This is a genomic window from Pseudomonas sp. Wu6, assembly GCF_019891515.1.
Classification (GTDB): Bacteria; Pseudomonadota; Gammaproteobacteria; order Pseudomonadales; family Pseudomonadaceae; genus Aquipseudomonas; species Aquipseudomonas orientalis_A.
Genome location: NZ_JAFLXH010000044.1, coordinates 1 through 22,517, shown reverse-complemented (window position 1 = coordinate 22,517; position 22,517 = coordinate 1). Strand labels below are relative to the sequence as shown.

Here is a 22,517-nt window from a genome sequence, read left to right as displayed (position 1 = left end):
CATGAGTGACGAGTGGAAAGCGCCGGAAAAAGCGCAAAACGCTGATGACAAAAGCTGGAAGCTGCTGGAGAAAACCCTCCTGGCCAGCGTCCAGGAGCAACGCCGCGCGCGCCGCTGGGGGATTTTCTTCAAGCTGCTGACCTTCACTTACCTGTTGCTCATACTGGCGCTGTTCAGTCCGTTGATGGACATGGAAAAGAGCGCCACCCGTGGCAGTCAGTACACCGCCTTGATCGAAGTGCGCGGGGTGATCGCCGACAAGGAGCCCGCCAGCGCCGACAATATTGTCAGCAGCCTGCGCGCGGCGTTCGAAGACCCCAAGGTCAAGGGCGTGATCCTGCGTATCAATAGCCCCGGCGGCAGTCCTGTGCAGTCGGGCTATGTGTATGACGAGATTCGTCGCCTGCGCGCGCTGCATCCGGACACCAAGCTGTATGCGGTGATCTCCGACCTGGGGGCTTCGGGCGCTTATTACATCGCCAGTGCCGCCGACCAGATTTACGCTGACAAGGCCAGCCTGGTGGGGTCCATCGGGGTGACGGCAGCCGGTTACGGGTTTGTCGGCACCATGGAGAAGCTGGGTGTGGAGCGTCGCACCTACACCTCGGGCGAGCACAAGGCGTTTCTCGATCCATTCCAGCCGCAGAAGGCGGATGAGACCCAGTTCTGGCAGGGCGTGCTCGACACTACCCATCGCCAGTTCATCGCCAGCGTCAAGCAAGGGCGTGGCGATCGGCTCAAGGATAAGGAACATCCGGAGCTGTTCTCCGGGCTGGTGTGGTCGGGCGAGCAGGCGCTGCCGCTGGGCTTGATCGACGGCCTGGGCAGCGCCAGTTCGGTGGCGCGGGATGTGGTTGGCGAGAAGGAGTTGGTGGATTTCACGGTTGAGGAATCGCCGTTTGACCGCTTCTCCAAGAAGCTCGGTGCCAGCGTGGCCGAGAAGCTGGCCCTGTACATGGGCTTCCAGGGCCCGACATTGCGCTGATCTCAAGCCAGCAGTCGATCAAAATGTGGGAGGGGGCTTGCCCCCGATGACGGTGTGTCAGCAATAGATAAGCTGGCTGATCCACCGCTATCGGGGGCAAGCCCCCTCCCACATTGGGTCGATGTGTACTTAAGGGATTTGTACGCCTTCGGCCAGTAGTGGTGGATTTCACGGTTGAGGAATCGCCGTTTGATCGTATCTAGGCTTCCAGGGCGCGAGCTTGCGCTGATATCTCAAGCCAGCAGTAGACCAAAATGTGGGAGGGGGCTTGCCCCCGATGACGGTGTGTCAGCTATAGATAAACTGGCTGATCCACCGCTATCGGGGGCAAGCCCCCTCCCACATTGGGTTGATGTGTATTTAAGGGATTTGTACGCCTTCGGTCAGCAGCATGTCCACGAGTCGAATCAGTGGCAGGCCAACAAGGCTGGTGGCATCCGGGCCGTCAGTGCTCTGGAACAGGCTCACACCCAGCCCTTCGGCCTTGAAGCTGCCCGCGCAGTCATAGGGTTGCTCGATCCGCAGGTAGCGCTCGATGCGCTCCGCGTCCAGTTCACGCATCTGCACGGTAAACGGTACGCAGTCGACCTGGCAGTGCCCCGTCTCGCTGTTGAGCAGTGCCAGGCCTGTAAGAAAGCTCACACGCTTGCCGCTGGCCGCCAACAATTGCTCGCGGGCATTTTCAAAGGTGTGGGGCTTGCCGATGATCCGGCCTTCCAGTGCCGCTACCTGATCAGAGCCAATGATCAAATGCCCGGGATGGCTGGCGGCGAGGGCGCGCGCTTTCTGTTCGGCCAGGCGCTTGACCAGCTCGAGGGCTGACTCACCCGGGCGATGGCTTTCATCGATATCCGGCGAGCTGCAGGTGAACGGCAAGTGCAGGCGGCTCAGCAATTCCCGGCGGTAAACCGAGCTGGACGCGAGTAATAAAGGCAGCATATACGTCTCCTCAAGACAGCCGCAGATTCTAGCGGCGTGACCGGCTGACGCACAGGGCTGAATTTCCTTTGACATGGCCGGGTGCATCCCTATAATGCTGCGCCTATGTTGAATGACCCGATTCCACCTCACGTTGACCCGCGCAAATTGGCTGATCGTGGCACTTCCCTTCAAGGTGAATTGCCGCTGGCCGATTTGGAGAGACTCTGCGACTCGCTTTCCGACACTGTCGGTGCGGTCCAGGCCAAATTCGTTTTTGAACGAGATGAACGTAAATCTGTGGTAATTCACAGCCTTATCGACACCGAAGTCAAAATGGTTTGCCAGCGTTGTCTTGAGCTGGTCACCCTGCCGATCCACAGCGAATGCAGTTATGCCGTGGTGAAGGAGGGTGCGAATACCCAGTCGTTGCCGAAAGGTTATGACGTGCTGGAACTGGGCGAAGATCCTTTGGATCTGCATGCACTGATCGAGGAGGAGCTTTTGCTCGCCTTGCCCATTGTGCCTGCTCATCATCCGGAAGAATGCCAGCAGCCGGCGGGCCTCGATGACGAGCCCGAACCGAGCGAGGACGAGGTAACGCGGTCCAACCCGTTCAGTGTATTGGCGCAGTTAAAGCGTGACCCAAACGTTTAGGAGTTAATCAATTATGGCTGTTCAGCAGAACAAAAAATCCCGCTCCGCCCGTGACATGCGCCGTTCGCACGACGCTCTCGAGGCTAGCACCCTGTCCGTGGAAAAGACCACCGGTGAAGTTCACCTGCGTCACCACGTATCGCCAGAAGGCGTATACCGTGGCCGTAAAGTGATCGACAAGGGCGCTGACGAGTAATCACTTGTCTGCTCAAGTCATCGCGATTGACGCAATGGGCGGGGACTTCGGTCCCCGCAGCATTGTTCAGGCCTGCATTGCCAGCCTGTCTGCTACGCCCTCGCTGCACCTGACCCTTGTCGGTCAACCTACCCTTATTGAAGAACTGATTGCCGGCCATCCGGCTGTGGATCGCGCGCGCCTGACGGTTACGCCGGCCAGCGAAACCATCACCATGGACGAAAAACCGGCAGCGGCCCTGCGCGGCAAGCCCGACTCGTCCATGCGCGTGGCCCTGGAGCTGCTGCGCGACGGCAAGGTGCACGCCTGTGTCAGCGCCGGCAATACTGGCGCGCTGATGGCCCTGTCGCGGCATGTGCTCAAGACCCTGCCGGGCATTGATCGGCCGGCGATGGTGGCGGCGATTCCGACGCAGAAAGGTTATTGCCAGTTGCTGGACCTGGGGGCGAATGTCGATTGCAGTGCCGAGCATCTGTTGCAGTTCGCCGTGATGGGGTCGGTGGCCGCCGAAGCGCTGGGCGTGGTCCGGCCAAGGGTGGCCCTGCTCAATATCGGCACCGAGGACATCAAGGGCAACCAGCAGGTCAAGTTGGCCGCCACCTTGCTGCAGGGCGCGCGGGGTTTGAACTACGTAGGTTTTGTCGAAGGTGACGGTTTGTACCGTGGCGAAGCCGACGTGGTGGTGTGTGACGGCTTTGTCGGCAACATTCTGCTCAAGTCCAGTGAGGGCTTGGCAACCATGATTGCCACGCGTATCGAAGCCTTGTTCAAGCAGAACCTGGCAGCGCGCATGGTCGGCGCCCTGGCGCTGCCGTTGATGCGTCGTCTGCAGGCCGACCTGGCGCCGGCGCGGCATAATGGCGCGAGTTTCCTGGGGTTGCAGGGCGTTGTGGTGAAAAGCCATGGCTCGGCAGGTGTCGAGGGCTTTCAGAGCGCGATTGCGCGGGCCGTGATCGAGATTCAGGACAACCTGCCGCAACGCTTGCGCGGGCGTCTGGAGGGCTTGTTGCCTTAGGCGAATCGGCCCGGGAGTGCTTAAATGTGACCGGCCAGTTCAATTGACCATCCAATCTGTCAGTTTCGCGCGCTCCCACCGTCGGCGTGCGCATTTTTGACGACCAGATCATTAGGGGCTTGTTACATGTCTACATCCCTCGCATTCGTCTTTCCAGGGCAAGGTTCGCAGTCCCTCGGCATGTTGGCCGAGCTGGGCGCGCAATACCCGCTGGTCCTGGACACTTTCAAGGAAGCTTCCGACGCCCTGGGTTATGACCTGTGGGCGCTGACCCAGCAGGGGCCGGAAGAGCAACTCAATCAAACCGACAAGACCCAGCCGGCTATTCTGACCGCTTCGATCGCCCTGTGGCGCGTGTGGCTGGCCGAAGGTGGCGCACGCCCTGCATTCGTCGCCGGTCACAGCCTGGGCGAATACAGCGCCCTGGTCGCGGCGGGCAGCCTGACCCTCGGTGAAGCGGTCAAGCTGGTCGAGCGTCGTGGCCAGTTGATGCAGGAGGCCGTTCCGGCCGGGCAGGGCGGCATGGCCGCGATCCTGGGCCTGGACGATGCCGTGGTGATCGAAGCCTGCGCCGAAGCGGCGCAGGGCGAAGTGGTCAGCGCGGTGAATTTCAACTCCCCTGGCCAAGTGGTCATCGCGGGTGCCAAGGCAGCGGTCGAGCGCGCCATCGAAGGCTGCAAGGCCCGTGGTGCCAAGCGTGCGCTGCCGTTGCCGGTCAGCGTGCCGTCACACTGCGAGCTGATGCGCCCGGCGGCCGAGCGTTTTGCCGAGTCCATCGCCGCCATCAACTGGCAGGCGCCGCAGATCCCGCTGGTGCAGAACGTCAGCGCGGCGATCGCCCCGGACCTGGAGACCCTCAAGCGCGACCTGCTGGAGCAACTCTACAAGCCGGTTCGCTGGGTTGAATCGGTGCAGACCCTGGCCGCCAAGGGCGCCACCGAACTGGTCGAGTGCGGCCCGGGCAAAGTCCTGGCCGGCCTGAACAAGCGCTGCGCCGACGGCGTATCGACTGCCAATCTCAATACCCCGGATGCCTTCGCTGCCGCTCGTGCGGCGCTGGCCTGATCCCCGAACTTAGGAGAAGCCTGCATGAGTCTGCAAGGTAAAGTTGCACTGGTTACCGGCGCAAGCCGTGGCATCGGCCAGGCCATCGCCCTGGAACTGGGTCGTCAGGGCGCCGTCGTGATCGGCACCGCCACGTCCGCCTCGGGTGCCGAGCGTATCGCCGCAACCCTGAAGGAAAACGGCGTGCAGGGCACCGGCCTCGAGCTGAATGTGACCAGTGACGAATCCGTGGCGGCCGTGCTGGCCGCGATCACCGCGCAGTTCGGTGCGCCGGCGATTCTGGTGAACAATGCCGGTATCACCCGCGATAATCTGATGATGCGCATGAAAGACGACGAATGGTACGACGTGGTCGATACCAACCTGAACAGTCTGTTCCGCCTGTCCAAGGGTGTTTTGCGCGGCATGACCAAGGCGCGCTGGGGCCGAATTATCAATATTGGCTCCGTAGTGGGTGCCATGGGCAACGCCGGCCAAGTAAACTACGCTGCGGCCAAGGCCGGTCTGGAAGGTTTCAGCCGTGCACTGGCGCGTGAAGTCGGCTCGCGGTCGATTACGGTAAACTCGGTGGCCCCAGGGTTCATCGACACCGATATGACCCGCGAACTGCCCGAAGCACAGCGTGAAGCCTTGCTGACGCAGATTCCGCTGGGCCGTCTGGGCCAGGCCCAAGAGATCGCGAATGTGGTCACTTTCCTGGCATCCGACGGTGCGGCATACGTGACCGGGGCTACAATTCCGGTGAACGGCGGGATGTACATGAGTTAAATTGTGACGGATCGCTTCAAAAATATGTCATACGAGCTGTCTAAAATCCGTTATAAAGCTGCAACTTAATTTATAGGCAGGTGGTCGAGCGGGTACAGGGTGAAGCTTTCGGTTGAAAAACCGAAATGGCTTTCTATACACTTACCCACTGGCCAGCTGCCTGAATTTGTCCATTAGGAGTTAAACAAGGTATGAGCACCATCGAAGAGCGCGTCAAGAAAATCGTCGCCGAGCAACTGGGCGTTAAGGAAGAAGAAGTGGTCAACACTGCTTCCTTCGTAGAAGACCTGGGTGCCGATTCCCTTGACACCGTTGAGCTGGTGATGGCTCTGGAAGAGGAATTCGAGACCGAAATCCCGGACGAAGAAGCTGAAAAAATCACTACTGTTCAAGCTGCCATCGACTACGTTACTAGCCACCAGGCGTAATAGTTTGTAGTCGTCGCCTGCTGTCAGGGAAAAACCGCACTGCTGTAACGGCGTGCGGTTTTTTCTTTCAGCGGTGACGAAAAGTACGCTGCGAAGCAAAGTGTCGTCATTAGAAAAAGGAGAGTGCTGTGTCGCGTAGACGCGTCGTAGTCACCGGTATGGGTATGTTGTCGCCACTGGGCACGGATGTGCCAAGCAGTTGGCAGGGCATTCTGGCTGGCCACAGTGGTATCGGTCTGATCGAACACACGGACCTTTCTGCCTATTCCACCCGTTTTGGCGGCTCGGTAAAGGGTTTCAATGTCGAGCAATACCTTTCGCTCAAGGAATCGCGCAAGCTCGACCTGTTCATTCAATACGGCCTGGCAGCCGGTTTTCAGGCAGTGCGTAACGCCGGCCTGGAAGTCACCGACGCCAACCGTGAGCGCATCGGCGTGGCCATGGGTTCGGGGATTGGGGGTCTGACCAATATCGAAGAAACCAGCCGCACGCTGCACGATTCCGGTCCTCGTCGGATTTCACCGTTCTTCGTGCCGGGCTCGATCATCAATATGATTTCCGGTTTCCTGTCCATCCATTTGGGGGCACAGGGGCCTAACTACGCCATCGCAACGGCGTGCACCACGGGCACTCACTGCATCGGCATGGCGGCACGTAACATCGCTTACGATGAAGCTGACGTGATGATTGCCGGTGGCGCCGAGATGGCTGCCTGCGGCCTGGGCATGGGCGGCTTCGGCGCGTCCCGTGCGCTGTCGACCCGCAACGATGAGCCGACCCGTGCCAGCCGTCCGTGGGACAAGGGCCGTGACGGTTTCGTGCTGTCCGACGGTGCCGGTGCCCTGGTACTGGAAGAGTTGGAGCATGCCAAGGCGCGCGGTGCCACCATCTATGCCGAGCTGATCGGGTTTGGCATGAGCGGTGACGCCTACCACATGACCTCGCCACCGTCCGACGGTGCCGGTGCTGCGCGCTGCATCACCAATGCGCTGCGCGATGCGAAGGTCAATGCCGACCAGGTGCAGTACATCAATGCCCATGGCACGTCGACGCCGACCGGCGACCTGGCGGAAGCCGAAGCCATCAAGTCGGTGTTCGGCGAGCACGCCTACAAGCTGGCGGTCAGCTCCACCAAATCCATGACCGGCCACCTGTTGGGCGCGGCGGGTGCGGTCGAGGCGATCTTCAGTGTGATGGCCATCAAGGATCAGGTCGCTCCACCGACCATCAACCTCGATGAGCCGGACGAAGGCTGCGACCTCAACTTTGTGCCTCACGAAGCGCAACCGATGCCGATCGACGTGGTGATCTCCAACTCGTTCGGGTTTGGTGGCACCAACGGCTCGCTGGTGTTCCGCCGGTTCGCCGAGTGATGCACAGCTGGGTCGACGGTCAGCCAGCGGACAGCGTGCCCCTGAAAGATCGCGGCCTGGCGTATGGCGATGGTGTATTTGAAACCATCGCGGTCAAGGCCGGGCAGCCGGTGCTGCTCGACCGTCACCTGCAGCGCCTCGATGAGGGCTGCAGGCGCCTCGCGTTGGGGGTGGATCATGCACGGGTGCGCAGCGAAGTGCTGGCCTATGCCGCAGCCCTGGGCGATGGCGTGCTCAAGTTGATCCTGACCCGTGGCGACAGCCAGCGCGGTTACGGCATCGATCCCGATGCTGCGGTACGCCGTATCTTGCAGGGCGGTCCGCCCGCCATCTATCCCGAAGCCCATGGCACCGACGGCATCCGTCTGTTTGCGTGCGCCACCCGCTTGGCCGAACAACCGCTGCTGGCCGGGCTCAAACACCTGAACCGCCTTGAGCAGGTCATCGCCCGCGCCGAATGGCGGGATGCCGAGCATGCCGAAGGCTTGATGCTGGATAGGTCCGGGCGGGTTATCGAAGGCGTGTTCAGCAACCTGTTTGTGGTGCGCAACGGCGTGTTACGTACCGCTGATCTGACGCGTTGCGGCGTTGCCGGGGTGATGCGCGCCGAGATCCTCGACCAGGCGCAAGCCCTGGGCGTCCCGGTGGCCGTGGCCGACATCAGTCTGGAGCAGTTGCAACAGGCCGACGAAGTCTTCGTGTGCAACAGCGTTTATGGCATCTGGCCGGTACGCGAGTGCGCTGGGATGAGCTGGTCGGTTGGGCCGCTCACCCGTAAACTGCAGGGCATTGTTCGCGCACTATTGGATATTTGAGTGATACGAAAACTGGTTGTACTGCTGCTGATCGGTCTGTTCTCGGCGGTTTTGCTGTTGGGCTTTTGCGCCTGGAAATACAACGCTGCCTTGAAGCAGCCGTTGCACCTGACCCAGGAGCAGTTGCTCGATGTACCGGCAGGGGCCACGCCCACCGGCACCTTCAATCGTCTGGAAGCCGATGGCGTGCTCGACGGTGCCTTCTGGCTGCGTCTTTACTGGCGCTTTAACCTTGAGAACCAGCCGCTGCACAGCGGCGAATACCGCATGACCCCGGGCCTCACCGCCGAAGGCCTGATCGGCCTTTGGCAGCGTGGGGAAGTGGTGCAATACAGCCTGACCCTAGTGGAGGGGTGGAACTTTCGCCAGGTGCGCTCGGCCCTGGCCAAGCACGAAAAGATCGTGCAGACCCTCACCGGCCTCAGTGACAGCGAAGTGATGGACAAGCTCGGCCATCCCGGCGTATTCCCTGAAGGGCGGTTCTTTCCCGACACCTACCGTTTCGTGCGGGGCATGACCGATGTCGAATTCCTGAAGAAAGCCTACAACCGTCTGGACGATGTGCTCGCCCAGGAGTGGAGCCGGCGCGCCGCTGATGCGCCTTACACCGAGCCTTATCAAGCGCTGATCATGGCCTCGCTGGTGGAGAAGGAGACCGGTGTGCCCGAAGAACGTGGGCAGATTGCCGGTGTGTTCGTGCGTCGCCTGAAGCTGGGCATGATGTTGCAGACCGACCCCACGGTGATCTATGGCCTGGGTGAGCGCTACAACGGCAAATTGACCCGCGCCCATCTCAAGGAGGCCAACCCTTACAACACCTACATGATCGCCGGCCTGCCGCCGACACCCATCGCCATGGTGGGCCGCGAGGCGATTCATGCCGCCCTGAACCCGGTGCCGGGCAGCAGCCTGTATTTCGTCGCCCGTGGCGATGGCAGCCATGTGTTCTCGGATGACCTGGATGCGCATAATGCCGCCGTACGCGAGTTTCAACTCAAGCGCCGCGCCGATTACCGGTCCAGCCCGGCACCGCAGGTCAAGCCGCTGGAAGACACGGTGCCACCGGTTGACGTACCGGTAGACCCCGCGCCGGACACCAGCGCCCCGCAAAGCCCGCAATGACTCTGACTAAGGACTGCCTGTGACTGGCTTGTTTATGACCCTCGAAGGCCCGGAAGGCGCCGGCAAAAGCACCAACCGCGATTACCTGGCCGAGCGCCTGCGCGCCGCGGGCGTCGAAGTGGTGTTGACCCGTGAGCCCGGCGGTACGCCGCTGGCCGAGCGCATCCGTGAAGTCTTGCTGGCGCCGGGTGACGAGCCGATGAATGCGGACACCGAGCTGTTGCTGGTGTTCGCCGCCCGTGCCCAGCATCTGGCCGAGGTGATCCGACCGGCCCTGGCCCGCGGCGCCGTGGTGATCTGCGACCGTTTTACCGACTCCACCTACGCCTACCAGGGCGGTGGTCGCGGCTTGTGCCTGCAGCGTATCGCTGCTCTGGAAGCCTTCGTTCAGGGGGACTTGCGCCCCGACCTGACCCTGCTGTTCGACCTGCCGGTGGAAGTGGGCATGGCCCGCGCCAGCGCGCGCGGTCGTCTGGATCGTTTCGAGCTGGAAGGCCAGGCATTTTTCGACGCCGTGCGCACCGCGTTCCTCGAGCGTGCCAGGGCGGAGCCTGCGCGTTACTACCTGCTTGACGCCGCCCAGCCGCTGGCTCAGGTGCAGCAAGCCCTCGATGCGCTGTTACCGACCCTGCTGGAGCGCGCTCGTGGCTGAAGCCTACCCGTGGCAGGACGGTCTCTGGCAGCAGTTGGCCGGCCGAGCCCAACACGCCCACGCCTATTTGCTGCACGGTCCGACCGGTATCGGCAAGCGTGCCCTGGCCGAGCGCTTGATGGCGAGCCTGTTGTGCCAGCGCCCCGTTGACCTGCAAGCCTGCGGCGAATGCAAATCCTGCCTGCTGCTGAAGGCCGGCAGCCACCCCGATAACTATGTGCTGGAACCTGAGGAAGCGGACAAGGCGATCAAGGTCGACCAGGTGCGCGACCTCGTCAGCTTCGTGGTGCAAACCGCGCAGATGGGCGGGCGCAAGGTGGTGCTGATCGAGCCGGTAGAGGCGATGAACATCAACGCCGCCAACGCGTTGCTCAAGAGTCTGGAAGAACCGTCCGGCGACACCGTGCTGTTGCTGGTCAGCCATCAGTCCAGCCGCTTGCTGCCGACCATCCGCAGCCGTTGCGTGCAGCAGGCATGCCCTTTGCCGAGCGAGGCCATGAGCCTGCAATGGCTGGCGCAGGCGCTGCCCGATTGCGCCGAGCAGGAACGGATCGAATTGCTGACCCTGGCCGCGGGCTCCCCGCTTGCGGCGGTGAAGCTGCACGCCCAGGGCGTGCGCGAGCAACGGGCACTGGTCGTAGACGGTGTGAAGAAACTGATCAAGCAGGAAGTGTCCGCCACGCAATTGGCCGAAAGCGCGTGGAAGGACATTCCCCTGTTGCTGCTGTTCGACTGGTTCTGCGATTGGTCCAGCCTTATCCTGCGCTACCAGTTGACCCAGGACGAAAACGGCCTGGGTTTGCCGGACATGCGCAAGGTGGTGCAATACCTTGCGCAGAAAAGTGCCCAGGACAAGGTGCTGAGCATTCAGGACTGGATTCTCGCCCAGCGTCAGAAAGTGCTCGGCAAGGCCAACCTCAACCGCGTGCTGTTGCTTGAAGCACTGCTGGTCCAATGGGTCGGCTTGCTCGGCCGACGTTAATTTCCTTGGCCGACGGGTGTATCGTCGGCCAGACACTACTCAAGTTGTAATTGCCCATGCTCGTAGACTCCCATTGCCATCTCGACCGTCTTGATCTCGCCCAGCACAACGGCTCCCTGGACGCCGCCCTCGACGCTGCGCGCCAGCGCGGGGTAGGGCACTTCCTGTGCATCGGCGTCAGTGCCGAAAATGCCGCCGACGTCAAAGCCCTGGCTGATCGCTACGCCGATGTGGATTGCTCGGTGGGTATCCACCCGCTGGACCTCAAGCCCGGCGAAGCACCGGCCCTGGACTGGCTGCTCGGCGAACTCGATCACCCGCGCGTCGTCGCCATTGGCGAGACCGGCCTGGATTACCACTACGAACCCGAAGCCGCCGACCTGCAGCAGGCCTCATTCCGCCTGCACCTGCACGCTGCGCAACACACCGGCAAACCGGTGATCGTCCACACCCGTGGGGCTCGCGCCGATACCCTGACGCTCTTGCGCGAAGCCGCGCTGCCCCAGGCCGGTGTGCTGCATTGCTTTACCGAAGACTGGGCGATGGCCAAGGCGGCCCTGGACCTGGGGTTCTATATTTCCCTGTCGGGCATCGTTACCTTCCGCAATGCCGACGCGTTGCGTGATGTGGCGCGCCAGGTGCCTGCCGACCGGCTGCTGGTGGAAACCGATTCGCCGTACCTGGCGCCGATCCCCCATCGCGGCAAGCCGAACCTGCCGGAATATGTGCGTGACGTGGCGGATTATCTGGCGATGCTGCGCGGCGAGTCCTACGAGCGCTTCGCCGAGCAGACGACCGAGAACTTCAAGCGTCTGTTTCCATTGGCCCATGTGGCCGGCGCTGCTACTTCTGTGCCGTAGCGCGCTTGCTCGCGAAAAACGTCAATGATAACGCGTGCATCCTGGATAAACGCGGTGTCTATGAGTTCTTCGCGAGCAAGCTCGCTCCTGCAGGAGAAAATCGCAGGCAAAAAAAACCCGGGTTCTGGGGGGTGAATCCGGGTTAAGACCATTAGGAGTAAAACAAGGGTACGCAGTCCGTCGGTACCCAGGTCGACGCTTCACTTGGGGGAGATGTCGCGACGACACTTGAAGTATTGATCACTCTGGGATTCAGTCCAGTCTCGATGGGTCGATTTTTAAACGGATTTGGAATACGCGCGCTTCGCTTGAGTTCTCATTGAGCGGATGCGCAGTTGGGAATAGCGCGTCTTGTTTCTGACTGATATCGGGCAAATCGTTGGCGGACTGAAAGTAAAGTGCATAACGGGGTCACATAGGCGTTGCCCAACGACCGTTCAGTCGGGATAATCCCTCGCATCGGGTAAATCGTATCGCCACGTATCCGTGGCTTGCGCAACCCTTCCTATTCCGACCTTTGCAGACCTCTTCCTCATGCATAAAGAACCCCGTAAGGTCCGTGAGTTTCGCCGCCGTGAGCAGGAAATTCTCGACACCGCACTCAAATTGTTCCTCGAACAAGGCGAAGACAGCGTCACCGTCGAGATGATCGCGGATGCCGTGGGTATCGGCAAAGGCACGATCTACAAGCACTTCAAGTCCAAGGCCGAGATTTACCTGCGCCTGATGCTCGACTACGAGCGTGACTTGAACGAGCTGCTGCATTCAGCCGATGTCGACAAGGACAAAGAGGCCTTGTCCCGGGCCTATTTCGAGTTCCGCATGCGCGATCCGCAGCGCTACCGTCTGTTTGATCGCCTGGAAGAAAAGGTCGTCAAGGGCCACCAGGTACCGGAAATGGTCGAGGAACTGCACAAGATCCGCGCCTCGAACTTTGAACGCCTGACCTTGCTGATCAAGGGCCGTATCAGTGAAGGCAAGCTTGAAGACGTGCCTCCCTACTTTCACTACTGCGCCGCCTGGGCCCTGGTGCATGGCGCCGTGGCGCTGTACCACTCGCCGTTCTGGAGCAATGTGCTGGAAGACCAGGAAGGTTTCTTCCAGTTCCTGATGGATATTGGCGTGCGCATGGGGAACAAGCGCAAGCACAGTACCGAGCCGCCGGCCGTGGAGTCGCCCTCCACCTGATGATTTACTGCCACGCGCAGTACCCCGGGAATATACTCAGGCAAGGCCCCTTGCTAAAAGCTGATTTATCAGTCAGCTTTTAGCGCGCCCCGATTCATCCTCTGCCGGAGTGGTTCATGATCGTCGATCGTCAAGGCAGGCGATTTCGCAATTTGCGGATCAGCCTGACCTCAGCCTGCAATTATGCCTGTACCTATTGCGTGCCCAACGGCAAGCGGCTGGTGGCTGCCCAGGACGAACTCTCGGCCCAGGCCATGGCGCGGGGCGTGGCTTACCTGATCGAAGCGGCCGGCATCGATCGCCTGCGGATTACCGGGGGTGAGCCGCTGGTCAGTCCCAAGCTGGAAGCGTTCATGGGCGCCGTGGGGCAGATGGGGCTCAGCGATATCAGCCTGACCACCAACGGCCAGTTGCTGGCCCGCAAGCTGCCGCTGCTGGTGGACGCCGGTATCCGGCGCATCAACGTGTCCCTCGACACCCTGGATGCCGACGCCTTTCGCAGCATCGCCCGTGGTGGCGACCTGGCCACTGTGCTCGATGGCATGGACCAGGCCCGCGCGGCCGGGATCAAGATCAAGGTCAATATGGTGCCCTTGCGCGGCCAGAACCTGGACCAGGTGCTGCCGTTGCTCGATTACTGCCTGGAGCGGGGCTACGAGCTGCGCTTTATCGAATTGATGCGCATGGGCCACTTGGCCAAAGACTCCAACGCCTTCCTGCAACAATTCGTCAGCCTGCAACAGTTGCTCAGCCTGATCGGCGAACAGCATGAATACCTGCAAGCCAATGCGCCCGTCGACGCCACGGCCGTGCGCTATGAAGTGCCGGGCAAGGGCTTCTTTGGCGTGATCGCCAATGAGAGCGTGCCGTTCTGCCGCACCTGTTCGCGATTGCGTCTGTCGTCCACGGGGTGGTTGCATGGTTGCCTGTCTTCGAGCAATCGTCACTACGTCGGCGACCTGCTGGACAAACCGCGCCATCAGGCACTGCCGGCGCTGCAAGGGCTGCTGATGAAGGCCTTGGGCGACAAGCAGGAAGTGGCCTTCTCGGGCGGCGCGACGGTGATGAAGATCATTGGCGGATAACTTGTGGATGCGGCCTGTAGAAGCGAGCTTGCTCGCGAAAAACGTCAACGATAACGCGTGCCTCCTGAATGAGCGCGGTGCCTGTGGGTTTTTCGCGAGCAAGCTTGCTCCTGCAGGGCATCAGGGCAAGCCCCCTCCCACATTTAAATCAAGCTGGCGCAGATTCTGCATCTCACGCCCATTCGCCGGTTTTCCGTCACCGGCTTCTGGAGGATAGGATGCGTAGTCTGGTTTTGTTGCTGGCGTCATTGGCACTCAGTGGTTGCATGACCGTCAGCGATATGGCCGAAGGCACCCGCTATCAGATGAGCGACGCCGGCTTGCTCGACCACAGTGATACGCGCCGCACCGCTTCAATTCGTGTGCAGCCGGACTCCTTCATCTTTATCGCCCAGGGCGCTTTCGTGCCGCCCGGCAGCGCGTATCCGCGCCCCAACGTGGTGGCCGAGGAAGCGTTCAACGGCTTCGTCGAATATTTCCCCATGGTGCGTCGCGCCCGTCAGCCTGAAGGCCTCGAACAGGCCATGGCCGAAGCGCGCGGGGTGGGCGCTCATTACTTGCTCTATTGCCGTTTTGCGGCAGCCGACGACCGTATCGGCAACGCCGATGAGTGGACCGACCAGCAAGCCCTGGACCGCCTTGGCCTGGACAGCGGCGTGATCCAGATCATGTTGATCGAGACCAGCACCCAGTATTTGATTGATACTGCACGCATTCGCAGTCGTGGCGGTTTACTGACGTTCCACGACAACACGCCACAAGATCTGATTGCCCGGCCGCTGGCCCAGTACGCCCGAGGCTTGCTCGGCATGAGCAATCAGTAAGCCTGAGGAGACCTCCATGACCGATACCGCCAAGGCCAACGATCTGTTGGCGCAACTGCCCAAGGGTAAAGGGCCGGCGCCGGTGCATCTGTGGAACCCGGATTTCTGCGGCAATATCGACATGCGCATCGCCCGTGACGGCACCTGGTTCTATCAGGGCACGCCTATCGGGCGCAAACCCATGGTCAAGTTGTTCTCCAACATCATTCGCCGCGATGGCGATGATTATTTCCTGATCACGCCGGTGGAAAAGGTCGGCATCATTGTCGATGACGCGCCATTCGTCGCCGTCACCCTTGAGGTGCAAGGGCAGGGCGAACGCCAGGTGCTGCGCTTTACCACCAACGTCGACGAACAGATCGAGGCCGGCCCCGAGCACCCGTTGCGGGTGGTGATCGATCCGCTTACCGAGGAACCGGCGCCTTATCTGCGGGTGCGCAGCAATCTTGAAGCCCTGGTGCACCGCAACGCGTTTTACCAATTGGTGGAGTTGGCGGTAAGCCGTCCGATCAACGGTCAGAACTGGCTTGGGGTATGGAGCGGCGGGGAGTTTTTCCCGATTGGCCTGGAGCCCTGAGGCCGGTTTTTTCATTGCCCTGACATAATTCGCTTGCTGGAGAAGGCGCCTTTCGGTTATCAATTTGTACATGATTAGACATGTTCGATTCGATAAGAAAAAACGCGTCGTCGACGAGCTCATCCGCCGTATCGAGGGTGGGGTGATGGCCGACGGTTTCCTGTTGCCGGGTGAACACCAATTGGCCGAGGAGTTTGCGGTCAGTCGTGGCACCCTGCGCGAGGCGCTGGCCGAGCTCAAGCGGCGCAATTACATTGCCACCCAAAGCGGTGTCGGCTCCATCGTCACCTTTGACGGCATGGGGCTCGACCAGCGCCACGGGTGGGCCCAGGCCCTGGCGGACACCGGCGCGCAGGTGAGCACCGAGGTGCTGCGCTTCGAAGCGGTGACACGCCCGGACTTGTCCAGCCGTTTCGGCAGCGATCAGTTTATCGCCCTTGATCGCCTGCGCCGCACCGCCGACGGAACAGCGGTGTCTCTGGAGCGCTCGCTGATGCCCGCCACCGGCGACCTGGAAAGCCTGCCCCGCATTGGCCTGATCGACCATTCCCTGACCGTCACCCTGGCGGCTTACGGCTATGTGGGCGCCACGGGTGACCAATGGATCGGCGCCGAGGCCTTGAGCGATGAAGACGCTCAGTTACTCGGCCGTCCGGCCGGCACAGTATTTCTCAAGGCCTCGCGCACCACCTATGACCGTCGCGAGCGTTTCATGGAGCATGTCGAAAGCTTGCTCGATCCCGTGCATTTTCGTTTGCACCTGCAATTTGGGGCGTCCAAATGACTGCTGAAATCCGCGCGCTCGGCGCTTTTTATGGCCTGGCCCTGGGCGATGCGCTGGGCATGCCCACCCAATCCCTGAGTCGTGAGCAGGTCCGCCAGCGCTTCGGCGCCATCACCGCCCTGGAAGATGCCGGCCCCGATCAACCGATCGCGCCGAACATGCCCGCCGGTTCCATCACCGATGACACCGAACAGGCGATCCTGGTCGGTGAGTTGTTGGTCGAAGGCCGCGGTACGATCGAACCCGGCGTTCTCGCCCAACGCCTGATCGACTGGGAGGCGAGCATGCGCGCCAAGGGTTCCCAGGACCTGCTCGGGCCGTCCACCAAGCGTGCGATCGACATGATCCTCGCCGGGCACACGCCCGCAGAGTCCGGGCGCTACGGCACTACCAATGGCGCGGCCATGCGCATCACGCCGGTGGGCATCGCCGCCGATGTCAGTGACCCGGCGCAGTTTATCCGGGCGGTGATCCAGGCCTGCCAGGTCACCCACAACACCAGCCTGGGCATTGCCAGCGCGGCGGCGGTCGCGGCGGTGGTCTCGGCCGGTATCAATGGCGTCGACCTGGGCGAAGCGCTGAACATCGGCACCCAGGTGGCGCAACAGGCCGAACACCATGGCCACTGGGTTGCCGGCGGACGCATGTCGACCCGCATCAGTTGGGCACGCACCCTGAGCGTCGGCAGCGGCGACAACGCGCTGTTCACCGACTTGCTCTATGAATTGATTGGTACCTCCGTCGCCTCCCAGGAGTCGGTGGTGGTGTCGTTCGCCCTCGCGCAGCAAGTGGCATCGGGCGACATGAACGCGTTCGAAGCGCTGTGCCTGGCCGCGAGCCTGGGCGGCGACACCGACACCATCGCCGCGATCCTCGGCGCCATGCTTGGCGCGTGTCTGGGGATGCAGTGCTGGCCCGGGCCGTTGATCGAGCAGGTCAAGCAGGTCAACAGCCTGGATGTGCAAGTGCTGGTTCAAGACCTGCTCGCCTTGCGCCAGGCATCACGTTGATCCGCCATTGAAGCGTTGCCACAACCATAACAATACAGGCACCAGGAGCCCCCACCCCATGAGCAGCACCTCTTCCGGCCAAAGCGTCGGGCAATTGGAAACACGCGGCATCGAGCCGGTCCCGGAAGGCGAGTGCAACGGGCATCCGCTGCAACTGTTCTGGGTCTGGTTCGCGGCCAATATCAGCATCCTCGGCTTGCCGCTGGGTGCCACCCTGGTTGCGTTTCGCGGCCTGGCCATCTGGCAGGCGATCATCGTCGCAATCCTGGGCGCTGCCGGTTCCTTCGCGGTGGTGGGCATCATTTCCATCGCCGGTCGCCGTGGCCGCGCGCCCAGCCTGACCTTGTCCCGCGCCATCTTCGGCGTACGCGGCAATATCGGGCCGACCCTCGTGTCGCTGATGTCGCGCCTGGGCTGGGAAACGGTCAACACCACCACGGCCGCGTTTGTGTTGCTGTCGCTGTGCTCGATCCTGTTCGGTTCCCCGGTGGAAGCGAAAAGCGCACCGTTGCTCACCCTGATCTTCATCGCCGTTTTCGTGCTGCTGACCCTGGCCGTTTCCGGCCTGGGCCATGCCACCTTGCTGGTGATCCAGAAATGGGCAACCTACGTGTTCGGCGCGCTGAATATTCTGGTGGGCGGCTTCCTCTGCGCCACCATCGACTGGAGCGCGGTATTCAACGCCACGCCGGCGCCGCTGAGCGCCATGATCATCGGCATCGGCACCATGGCGGCCGGTACCGGCATCGGCTGGGCCAACGCCGGTGCCGATATGTCGCGTTACCAGCACCGCAGCGTCAAGGCCGTGCGCCTGGTGGCCTCTGCCGCGTTCGGTGCGGGCATCCCGCTGGTGTTGCTGATCACCCTCGGTGGCTTGCTGTCGGTGGGTAACAACGACCTGGCCTCGGCCACGGACCCGATCATTGCGATCCGCGACATGCTGCCGACCTGGATGGCGGTGCCGTACCTGATCACCGCGTTCGGCGGGCTGCTGTTGTCGAACAACCTGTCGGTGTATTCAGCCGGCCTCACCACCCTGACCCTGGGCCTGAAGGTCAAGCGCGTGCACGCGGTGATCGTCGACATCGTGGCGATTTTTGCCGGCTCCATTTACTTCATGCTGATCGCCGACAGTTTCTACGGTCCGTTCATCACCTTCATCTCCTTGCTGGCGGTGCCGATTACCGCCTGGGTGGGGATTTTCGTGGTCGACCTGATCCACCGTCACTACTACAGCCCCAAGGATTTGCTGGATGTCAGCCCGAGCAGCGCCTACTGGTATCGCGGCGGTGTGGAGTGGCGCGCATTTGGCGCCTGGGCGCTGGCCATCGTGCTGGGGTTCAGCTTCACCACCATCGGCACCACCGCCGACAACATCTGGTTTGCCGGGCCATTGTCCGATTCCTGGCTCGGCCATAACGGCCTCGGCTGGATCGTCACCTTCCTGGTGGCCGGCGGCGTCTATGCCGTACTGGGCGGCGCTGCCGATCGACGTCCCGCGTTAGTCGAGCGTCCCAATGTCTAGATTGCTGCACACCGGACAGGTCATCGTCGACCTGGTCATGGCCCTTGATACCTTGCCGCCGAGCGGGGGCGACGTGTTGGCCAGGTTCGCGAGTTTCGAAGCCGGCGGTGGCTTCAACGTCATGGCCGCCGCGCGGCGCAATGGTTTGCCGGTGGTTTACCTGGGGCGTCACGGCAGCGGCCGCTTTGGTGACCTGGCCCGCGCTGCGATGCAGGCAGAAGGCATTGAAATGGCGCTGCCGGCCAGCAGCGGCCAGGACACCGGCCTATGCGTCTCCCTGACCGAAGCCACCACGGAGCGCACGTTCATTTCCCACCTCGGCGCCGAGGGGGAACTGAGTGCCGATGACCTGGCCCGGGTAGTGCCGCGCAGCGATGACTATGTGTATGTCAGCGGTTACAGCCTGCTGCTTGAGGGCAAGGCGCAGGCGCTGATCGACTGGTTGCTGGCGCTGCCGCGCGAGGTGCTGGTGATGTTCGATCCAGGCCCGTTGGTCAAGGCGCCGGACTCGGCCTTGATGCGAGCGCTGTTGCCGCGTATCGATATCTGGACCAGCAATGGGCCTGAAGCACTGGCGTTTACCGGTGCACCGGACATCGCCGCTGCGCTGTTCGCGTTGAGTCGGCACTTGCCCGCCAACGCGCTGTTGGTGGTGCGCGATGGGCCGAATGGATGCTGGGTAGGGCAGGCGAGCGACATCAGGCATGTGCCGGGTTTCAAGGTGCAGGCGGTGGACAGCAATGGCGCGGGGGATGCGCATGCTGGGGTGTTTATCGCCGCACTGGCGAACGGCTTGAATCCCGTCGAGGCAGCGCGTCGAGCGAATGCCGCGGCGGCACTGGCGGTGACACGCTGGGGGCCGGCGACGTCTCCAGGCACTGCTGAAGTCGACGCACTGCTCACCGAATAAAAAAGGGGCTTGCCCCTTGCCCTCTGTAGGAGCGAGCTTGCTCGCGAAAAACGTCAACGATAACGCGTGCTTCCTGAATGAACGCGGTGCCTGTGAGTTTTTCGCGAGCAAGCTCGCTCCTACATTGAGAGAGGGCAAGCCCCCTCCCACATTGGGTGGTCGCAGGGCCAGACCAGAGATGACATCACTGCAAGCCTTGACCCTCGAGCTTGCGCGCCTCATCCACACCCGACGCGGTCAACTTGATCGGCAGGTTCAACGAATATTCACCGGCGTCGTCGGTGGTCACATGTCCATCCTGATCAGCCCGCGGTCCTGCAGGAAGGCCAAGACACTGGCGACTTCTTTTCCGCCGCGATAGTTATCCAGCACCTCCTTGCCCAAACCTTGCGGATGAGCGTGCAGCAGGCGAGTGAGGACTTCTCGTTCAAGGTTTCTATCAACGTTCATGTGTACCTCTTCACTGGGAAATGATCGGGTGTCGAGCGGGTCAGGCAGGTATCAAGGTGCAGGTTGTTTCGGCGCGCCTGGCAGGTTCGAATCGTCGCCTTTATTGATCTTCGGTTCGTTCACCGATGGGCCCATTTTGCCGTTGCCGACGGCAGCAGGTGCCTGGCGCTGGGTATCGTGGCCCTTGGTGTGCGGGTCGGCGGCGTTGGTGTTGTCGATGATCGCGCCGCCATTGGTGTCGAGACCGGTGCCCATGGACTTTTGCGATTCGGTGGTGGCGTCAGGCGTTGGATCGGTCGGGCCGGTTGCCGAGGTGGCGGCAAACGCGCTCAACGACGCAGCAGACAGCAGGCCGGTGAGGGCCAGGGCAGCAAATTTGGAATTTTTCATGAGGGTGTCTCCATATGATTAATGTCCTTACCCTTGATTGGTCAGCCGCACTTTGCGGTTTGTGCCTTGATGGCGACGAACGGTCTTATGTGGCCTGTAAGAATTTGTGTACCCGCCATAGGGAAATTGCGCTGCAATCAGTCATCAAAGCGTCTTAGTATGTGGGCTTTGAACTTGCCCAAGGCGCGCCCATGACCATCGAGATTCGCCCCGCCGTACCCAGCGATGCTGCGCAGATCCTGACGTTCATCACTGAACTGGCCGAGTATGAGAAAGCCCGGCACGAAGTGGTCGCCAGCGTGGTGGATATCGAACGCAGTTTGTTCAGTGAGGGCTCCACCGCCCACGGCCTGATCTGTTCGCGCGACGGCCTGCCGATTGGCTTTGCGGTGTTCTTTTTCAGCTACTCCACCTGGCTTGGCAGTAACTGCCTGTATCTGGAAGACCTTTATATCAACCCGGAACAGCGCGGCGGCGGGGCGGGCAAGAAGTTGCTGCGCCACCTGGCCAGGATCGCCTGCGACAACGGCTGCGGGCGCTTCGAGTGGAGCGTGCTGGACTGGAACGAGCCGGCGATTGCGTTCTACAAGTCCATCGGCGCGCAGCCCCAGGAAGAGTGGGTGCGCTACCGCATGGAAGGCAATGCGCTGAGGGATTTCGCCCAGGGCTGACAGGCGCGCGGAGCCGGCCCTATACGGCCGGTTTTTTTATAGGTTTGTTCACATTATGGGATGTAAATTTATATATTGAGATATTTCAAGCTGTGGGTTTATAGTCGCCTGCATCAGCACTCACTGCCAAAAATAAAACAGGTGAAGCGATGCAGGCACAACCGTTGTCCCTACCCGCCGTGCCCGAGCCCACTTACGGCGAGCGACTCAAGCACAAGGTGGTGATCATCACCGGCGCTGCGCAAGGCATTGGCGAGGCCATCGTGGCGTGCTTCCAGGCGCAGCAAGCGCGGTTGGTGATCGCGGATATCCAGGGCGACAAGGTTGAGAAAGTCGCGGCCCATTGGCGCGAACGCGGCGCCGAGATTGTCGCGCAGGCCGTGGATATCACTTCCACAGAGCAATGGCAGTCACTGGTCAATGTGGCCATCGAGCGCTTCGGCCGCGTGGACGTGCTGGTCAACTGCGCCGGGGTCAATGTGTTTCGCGACCCGCTGCAAATGACCGACGAGGACTGGCGCCGCTGCTTCGCCATTGACCTTGACGGCGCCTGGTACGGTTGCCGCGCGGTGCTGCCGCACATGATCGAGCAGGGCATCGGCAACATCATCAACATTGCGTCCACCCATTCCAGCCACATCATTCCCGGCTGCTTTCCCTACCCTGTGGCCAAGCACGGCCTGCTCGGCCTCACCCGCGCCCTTGGCATCGAATACGCGCCCAAGGGCATCCGCGTGAATGCCATCGCCCCGGGCTATATCGAAACCCAGCTCAACGTCGACTACTGGAACGCGTTCCCCGACCCCCACGCGGAGCGCCAGCGTGCGTTCGACCTGCACCCGCCCAAGCGCATCGGCCAGCCCATCGAGGTGGCGATGAGTGCGCTGTTTCTGGCGACCGACGAGGCGCCCTTTATCAATGCCACCTGCCTGATGATCGATGGCGGGCGGTCTGTGATGTACCACGACTAAACCGTTTTCCAATAACAACAATGAGGTGGTCCATGTTCAAGAAGACACTCGGTGCTGTGGCGCTTGCGTTGGCATTCAGTGGGTTCGCATCCGCTGAAGAAGTAAAGATCGGCTTTTTGGTCAAACAGGCCGAAGAACCCTGGTTCCAGACCGAATGGGCCTTCGCCGAAAAAGCCGGCAAGGAACACGGTTTCACCGTGATCAAGATCGCCGTGCCGGATGGCGAGAAAACCCTGTCGGCCATCGACAGCCTGGCCGCCAACGGCGCCAAGGGCTTTGTGATCTGCCCGCCGGAT

The 22,517-nt window shown here is 61.6% G+C and carries 25 protein-coding genes and 2 pseudogenes; 24 read left to right on the top strand and 3 right to left on the bottom strand.

The features are described from left to right. The first annotated feature begins 1 nt into the window (after window position 1). Entirely contained in the window at window positions 2-985 is a 984-nt protein-coding gene (locus J1G34_RS23750; RefSeq protein ID WP_065892941.1) for a S49 family peptidase, read from the top strand. Window positions 986-1,345: 360 nt separating this feature from the next. Here the strand turns inward: J1G34_RS23750 and J1G34_RS23745 are convergent, their stop codons facing one another. After that, window positions 1,346-1,924, bottom strand: a complete 579-nt coding sequence (locus J1G34_RS23745) for a Maf family protein (RefSeq protein ID WP_065892940.1) — start codon at window positions 1,922-1,924, stop codon at window positions 1,346-1,348. A 105-nt stretch (window positions 1,925-2,029) separates the two neighbouring features. On the opposite strand from J1G34_RS23745, the gene J1G34_RS23740 reads away from it, so the two are divergent. The 20 genes from J1G34_RS23740 (at window position 2,030) to J1G34_RS23645 (ending at window position 19,739) form a co-directional block, all read left to right on the top strand. Beyond that, the gene (locus J1G34_RS23740) at window positions 2,030-2,560 is read left to right on the top strand and encodes a YceD family protein (RefSeq protein ID WP_057721115.1); all 531 of its coding nucleotides are present in this window, start codon (window positions 2,030-2,032) and stop codon (window positions 2,558-2,560) included. Window positions 2,561-2,573: 13 nt separating this feature from the next. After that, window positions 2,574-2,756 carry a 50S ribosomal protein L32 gene (gene rpmF / locus J1G34_RS23735; RefSeq protein ID WP_003179396.1) on the top strand — a complete coding sequence of 61 codons (183 nt, stop codon included), beginning with the start codon at window positions 2,574-2,576 and terminating at the stop codon, window positions 2,754-2,756. Between the two features lie 4 nt (window positions 2,757-2,760). Next, on the top strand, window positions 2,761-3,771 hold the full coding sequence (gene plsX, locus J1G34_RS23730) for a phosphate acyltransferase PlsX (RefSeq protein ID WP_083205639.1): 1,011 nt from the start codon (window positions 2,761-2,763) through the stop codon (window positions 3,769-3,771). Window positions 3,772-3,897: 126 nt separating this feature from the next. Further along, window positions 3,898-4,836 (top strand): ACP S-malonyltransferase, encoded by a 939-nt coding sequence (gene fabD, locus J1G34_RS23725; RefSeq protein WP_065892938.1) that lies wholly within the window; start codon window positions 3,898-3,900, stop codon window positions 4,834-4,836. A gap of 24 nt (window positions 4,837-4,860) precedes the next feature. Continuing rightward, complete coding sequence (gene fabG, locus J1G34_RS23720) at window positions 4,861-5,604, top strand: 3-oxoacyl-ACP reductase FabG (RefSeq protein ID WP_057721118.1); 744 nt, start codon at window positions 4,861-4,863, stop codon at window positions 5,602-5,604. Window positions 5,605-5,795: 191 nt separating this feature from the next. Next, on the top strand, window positions 5,796-6,032 hold the full coding sequence (gene acpP, locus J1G34_RS23715) for an acyl carrier protein (protein WP_003175607.1): 237 nt from the start codon (window positions 5,796-5,798) through the stop codon (window positions 6,030-6,032). 128 nt (window positions 6,033-6,160) lie between these two features. Then, the gene (gene fabF / locus J1G34_RS23710; protein WP_057721119.1) at window positions 6,161-7,405 is read left to right on the top strand and encodes a beta-ketoacyl-ACP synthase II; all 1,245 of its coding nucleotides are present in this window, start codon (window positions 6,161-6,163) and stop codon (window positions 7,403-7,405) included. Further along, a complete protein-coding gene (pabC, locus tag J1G34_RS23705) occupies window positions 7,405-8,220 on the top strand; it encodes an aminodeoxychorismate lyase (RefSeq protein WP_065892937.1) in 816 nt (271 codons plus the stop codon). The genes fabF and pabC overlap by 1 nt, the downstream gene beginning before the upstream one ends. After that, on the top strand, window positions 8,221-9,342 hold the full coding sequence (gene mltG / locus J1G34_RS23700; protein ID WP_122561224.1) for an endolytic transglycosylase MltG: 1,122 nt from the start codon (window positions 8,221-8,223) through the stop codon (window positions 9,340-9,342). A 19-nt stretch (window positions 9,343-9,361) separates the two neighbouring features. After that, window positions 9,362-9,994, top strand: a complete 633-nt coding sequence (gene tmk, locus J1G34_RS23695) for a dTMP kinase (protein WP_122461470.1) — start codon at window positions 9,362-9,364, stop codon at window positions 9,992-9,994. Beyond that, entirely contained in the window at window positions 9,987-10,976 is a 990-nt protein-coding gene (locus tag J1G34_RS23690; RefSeq protein ID WP_065896054.1) for a DNA polymerase III subunit delta', read from the top strand. The genes tmk and J1G34_RS23690 overlap by 8 nt, the downstream gene beginning before the upstream one ends. Window positions 10,977-11,032: 56 nt before the next feature. Beyond that, complete coding sequence (locus tag J1G34_RS23685) at window positions 11,033-11,836, top strand: TatD family hydrolase (RefSeq protein ID WP_222994710.1); 804 nt, start codon at window positions 11,033-11,035, stop codon at window positions 11,834-11,836. A 534-nt stretch (window positions 11,837-12,370) separates the two neighbouring features. Next, complete coding sequence (locus tag J1G34_RS23680; RefSeq protein ID WP_065883737.1) at window positions 12,371-13,024, top strand: TetR/AcrR family transcriptional regulator; 654 nt, start codon at window positions 12,371-12,373, stop codon at window positions 13,022-13,024. 116 nt (window positions 13,025-13,140) lie between these two features. Next, the gene (locus J1G34_RS23675; RefSeq protein WP_065883735.1) at window positions 13,141-14,109 is read left to right on the top strand and encodes a GTP 3',8-cyclase MoaA; all 969 of its coding nucleotides are present in this window, start codon (window positions 13,141-13,143) and stop codon (window positions 14,107-14,109) included. Window positions 14,110-14,327: 218 nt separating this feature from the next. Further along, window positions 14,328-14,933 (top strand): DUF4823 domain-containing protein, encoded by a 606-nt coding sequence (locus J1G34_RS23670; RefSeq protein WP_065936077.1) that lies wholly within the window; start codon window positions 14,328-14,330, stop codon window positions 14,931-14,933. Window positions 14,934-14,949: 16 nt separating this feature from the next. Beyond that, window positions 14,950-15,510: a DUF1285 domain-containing protein gene (locus J1G34_RS23665; RefSeq protein WP_222994709.1), complete on the top strand. Its 561-nt coding sequence runs from the start codon at window positions 14,950-14,952 to the stop codon at window positions 15,508-15,510. A gap of 70 nt (window positions 15,511-15,580) precedes the next feature. Continuing rightward, window positions 15,581-16,294 carry a GntR family transcriptional regulator gene (locus J1G34_RS23660; RefSeq protein WP_222994708.1) on the top strand — a complete coding sequence of 238 codons (714 nt, stop codon included), beginning with the start codon at window positions 15,581-15,583 and terminating at the stop codon, window positions 16,292-16,294. Further along, window positions 16,291-17,304 carry an ADP-ribosylglycohydrolase family protein gene (locus tag J1G34_RS23655; RefSeq protein WP_222994707.1) on the top strand — a complete coding sequence of 338 codons (1,014 nt, stop codon included), beginning with the start codon at window positions 16,291-16,293 and terminating at the stop codon, window positions 17,302-17,304. The genes J1G34_RS23660 and J1G34_RS23655 overlap by 4 nt, the downstream gene beginning before the upstream one ends. A 58-nt stretch (window positions 17,305-17,362) precedes the next feature. Next, window positions 17,363-18,829 (top strand): purine-cytosine permease family protein, encoded by a 1,467-nt coding sequence (locus J1G34_RS23650; protein WP_065892929.1) that lies wholly within the window; start codon window positions 17,363-17,365, stop codon window positions 18,827-18,829. Beyond that, window positions 18,822-19,739 (top strand): PfkB family carbohydrate kinase, encoded by a 918-nt coding sequence (locus tag J1G34_RS23645; RefSeq protein ID WP_122561219.1) that lies wholly within the window; start codon window positions 18,822-18,824, stop codon window positions 19,737-19,739. Before J1G34_RS23650 ends, J1G34_RS23645 begins: the two co-directional genes overlap by 8 nt. Before the next feature lie 184 nt (window positions 19,740-19,923). Here J1G34_RS23645 and J1G34_RS23640 read toward each other — a convergent pair. Both J1G34_RS23640 and J1G34_RS23635 read right to left on the bottom strand, forming a co-directional pair. Then, window positions 19,924-20,189 (bottom strand): annotated as a pseudogene (locus J1G34_RS23640) (hypothetical protein). Window positions 20,190-20,240: 51 nt separating this feature from the next. Further along, window positions 20,241-20,579, bottom strand: coding sequence for a hypothetical protein (locus tag J1G34_RS23635; protein ID WP_065883717.1), 339 nt, complete (start codon window positions 20,577-20,579; stop codon window positions 20,241-20,243). 191 nt (window positions 20,580-20,770) lie between these two features. On the opposite strand from J1G34_RS23635, the gene J1G34_RS23630 reads away from it, so the two are divergent. The 3 genes and pseudogenes from J1G34_RS23630 to J1G34_RS23620 all read left to right on the top strand — a co-directional run. Further along, entirely contained in the window at window positions 20,771-21,250 is a 480-nt protein-coding gene (locus tag J1G34_RS23630; RefSeq protein ID WP_065883715.1) for a GNAT family N-acetyltransferase, read from the top strand. A gap of 149 nt (window positions 21,251-21,399) precedes the next feature. Next, window positions 21,400-22,221, top strand: coding sequence for an SDR family oxidoreductase (locus J1G34_RS23625; protein WP_222994706.1), 822 nt, complete (start codon window positions 21,400-21,402; stop codon window positions 22,219-22,221). 32 nt (window positions 22,222-22,253) lie between these two features. Next, window positions 22,254-22,517 (top strand): annotated as a pseudogene (locus J1G34_RS23620) (arabinose ABC transporter substrate-binding protein); the annotation flags it as partial.

Coding starts and splice junctions, on each gene's coding strand:
- J1G34_RS23740 (WP_057721115.1), top strand. CDS start 2,030: ATGTTGAATGACCCGATTCCACCTCACGTTGACCCGCGCAAATTGGCT.
- acpP (WP_003175607.1), top strand. CDS start 5,796: ATGAGCACCATCGAAGAGCGCGTCAAGAAAATCGTCGCCGAGCAACTG.
- J1G34_RS23750 (WP_065892941.1), top strand. CDS start 2: ATGAGTGACGAGTGGAAAGCGCCGGAAAAAGCGCAAAACGCTGATGAC.
- J1G34_RS23625 (WP_222994706.1), top strand. CDS start 21,400: ATGCAGGCACAACCGTTGTCCCTACCCGCCGTGCCCGAGCCCACTTAC.
- J1G34_RS23745 (WP_065892940.1), bottom strand. CDS start 1,924: ATGCTGCCTTTATTACTCGCGTCCAGCTCGGTTTACCGCCGGGAATTG.
- J1G34_RS23670 (WP_065936077.1), top strand. CDS start 14,328: ATGCGTAGTCTGGTTTTGTTGCTGGCGTCATTGGCACTCAGTGGTTGC.
- J1G34_RS23630 (WP_065883715.1), top strand. CDS start 20,771: ATGACCATCGAGATTCGCCCCGCCGTACCCAGCGATGCTGCGCAGATC.
- J1G34_RS23660 (WP_222994708.1), top strand. CDS start 15,581: ATGATTAGACATGTTCGATTCGATAAGAAAAAACGCGTCGTCGACGAG.
- J1G34_RS23675 (WP_065883735.1), top strand. CDS start 13,141: ATGATCGTCGATCGTCAAGGCAGGCGATTTCGCAATTTGCGGATCAGC.
- J1G34_RS23685 (WP_222994710.1), top strand. CDS start 11,033: ATGCTCGTAGACTCCCATTGCCATCTCGACCGTCTTGATCTCGCCCAG.
- rpmF (WP_003179396.1), top strand. CDS start 2,574: ATGGCTGTTCAGCAGAACAAAAAATCCCGCTCCGCCCGTGACATGCGC.
- fabG (WP_057721118.1), top strand. CDS start 4,861: ATGAGTCTGCAAGGTAAAGTTGCACTGGTTACCGGCGCAAGCCGTGGC.
- J1G34_RS23665 (WP_222994709.1), top strand. CDS start 14,950: ATGACCGATACCGCCAAGGCCAACGATCTGTTGGCGCAACTGCCCAAG.
- J1G34_RS23650 (WP_065892929.1), top strand. CDS start 17,363: ATGAGCAGCACCTCTTCCGGCCAAAGCGTCGGGCAATTGGAAACACGC.
- J1G34_RS23635 (WP_065883717.1), bottom strand. CDS start 20,579: ATGAAAAATTCCAAATTTGCTGCCCTGGCCCTCACCGGCCTGCTGTCT.
- fabD (WP_065892938.1), top strand. CDS start 3,898: ATGTCTACATCCCTCGCATTCGTCTTTCCAGGGCAAGGTTCGCAGTCC.
- J1G34_RS23655 (WP_222994707.1), top strand. CDS start 16,291: ATGACTGCTGAAATCCGCGCGCTCGGCGCTTTTTATGGCCTGGCCCTG.
- pabC (WP_065892937.1), top strand. CDS start 7,405: ATGCACAGCTGGGTCGACGGTCAGCCAGCGGACAGCGTGCCCCTGAAA.
- J1G34_RS23645 (WP_122561219.1), top strand. CDS start 18,822: ATGTCTAGATTGCTGCACACCGGACAGGTCATCGTCGACCTGGTCATG.
- J1G34_RS23680 (WP_065883737.1), top strand. CDS start 12,371: ATGCATAAAGAACCCCGTAAGGTCCGTGAGTTTCGCCGCCGTGAGCAG.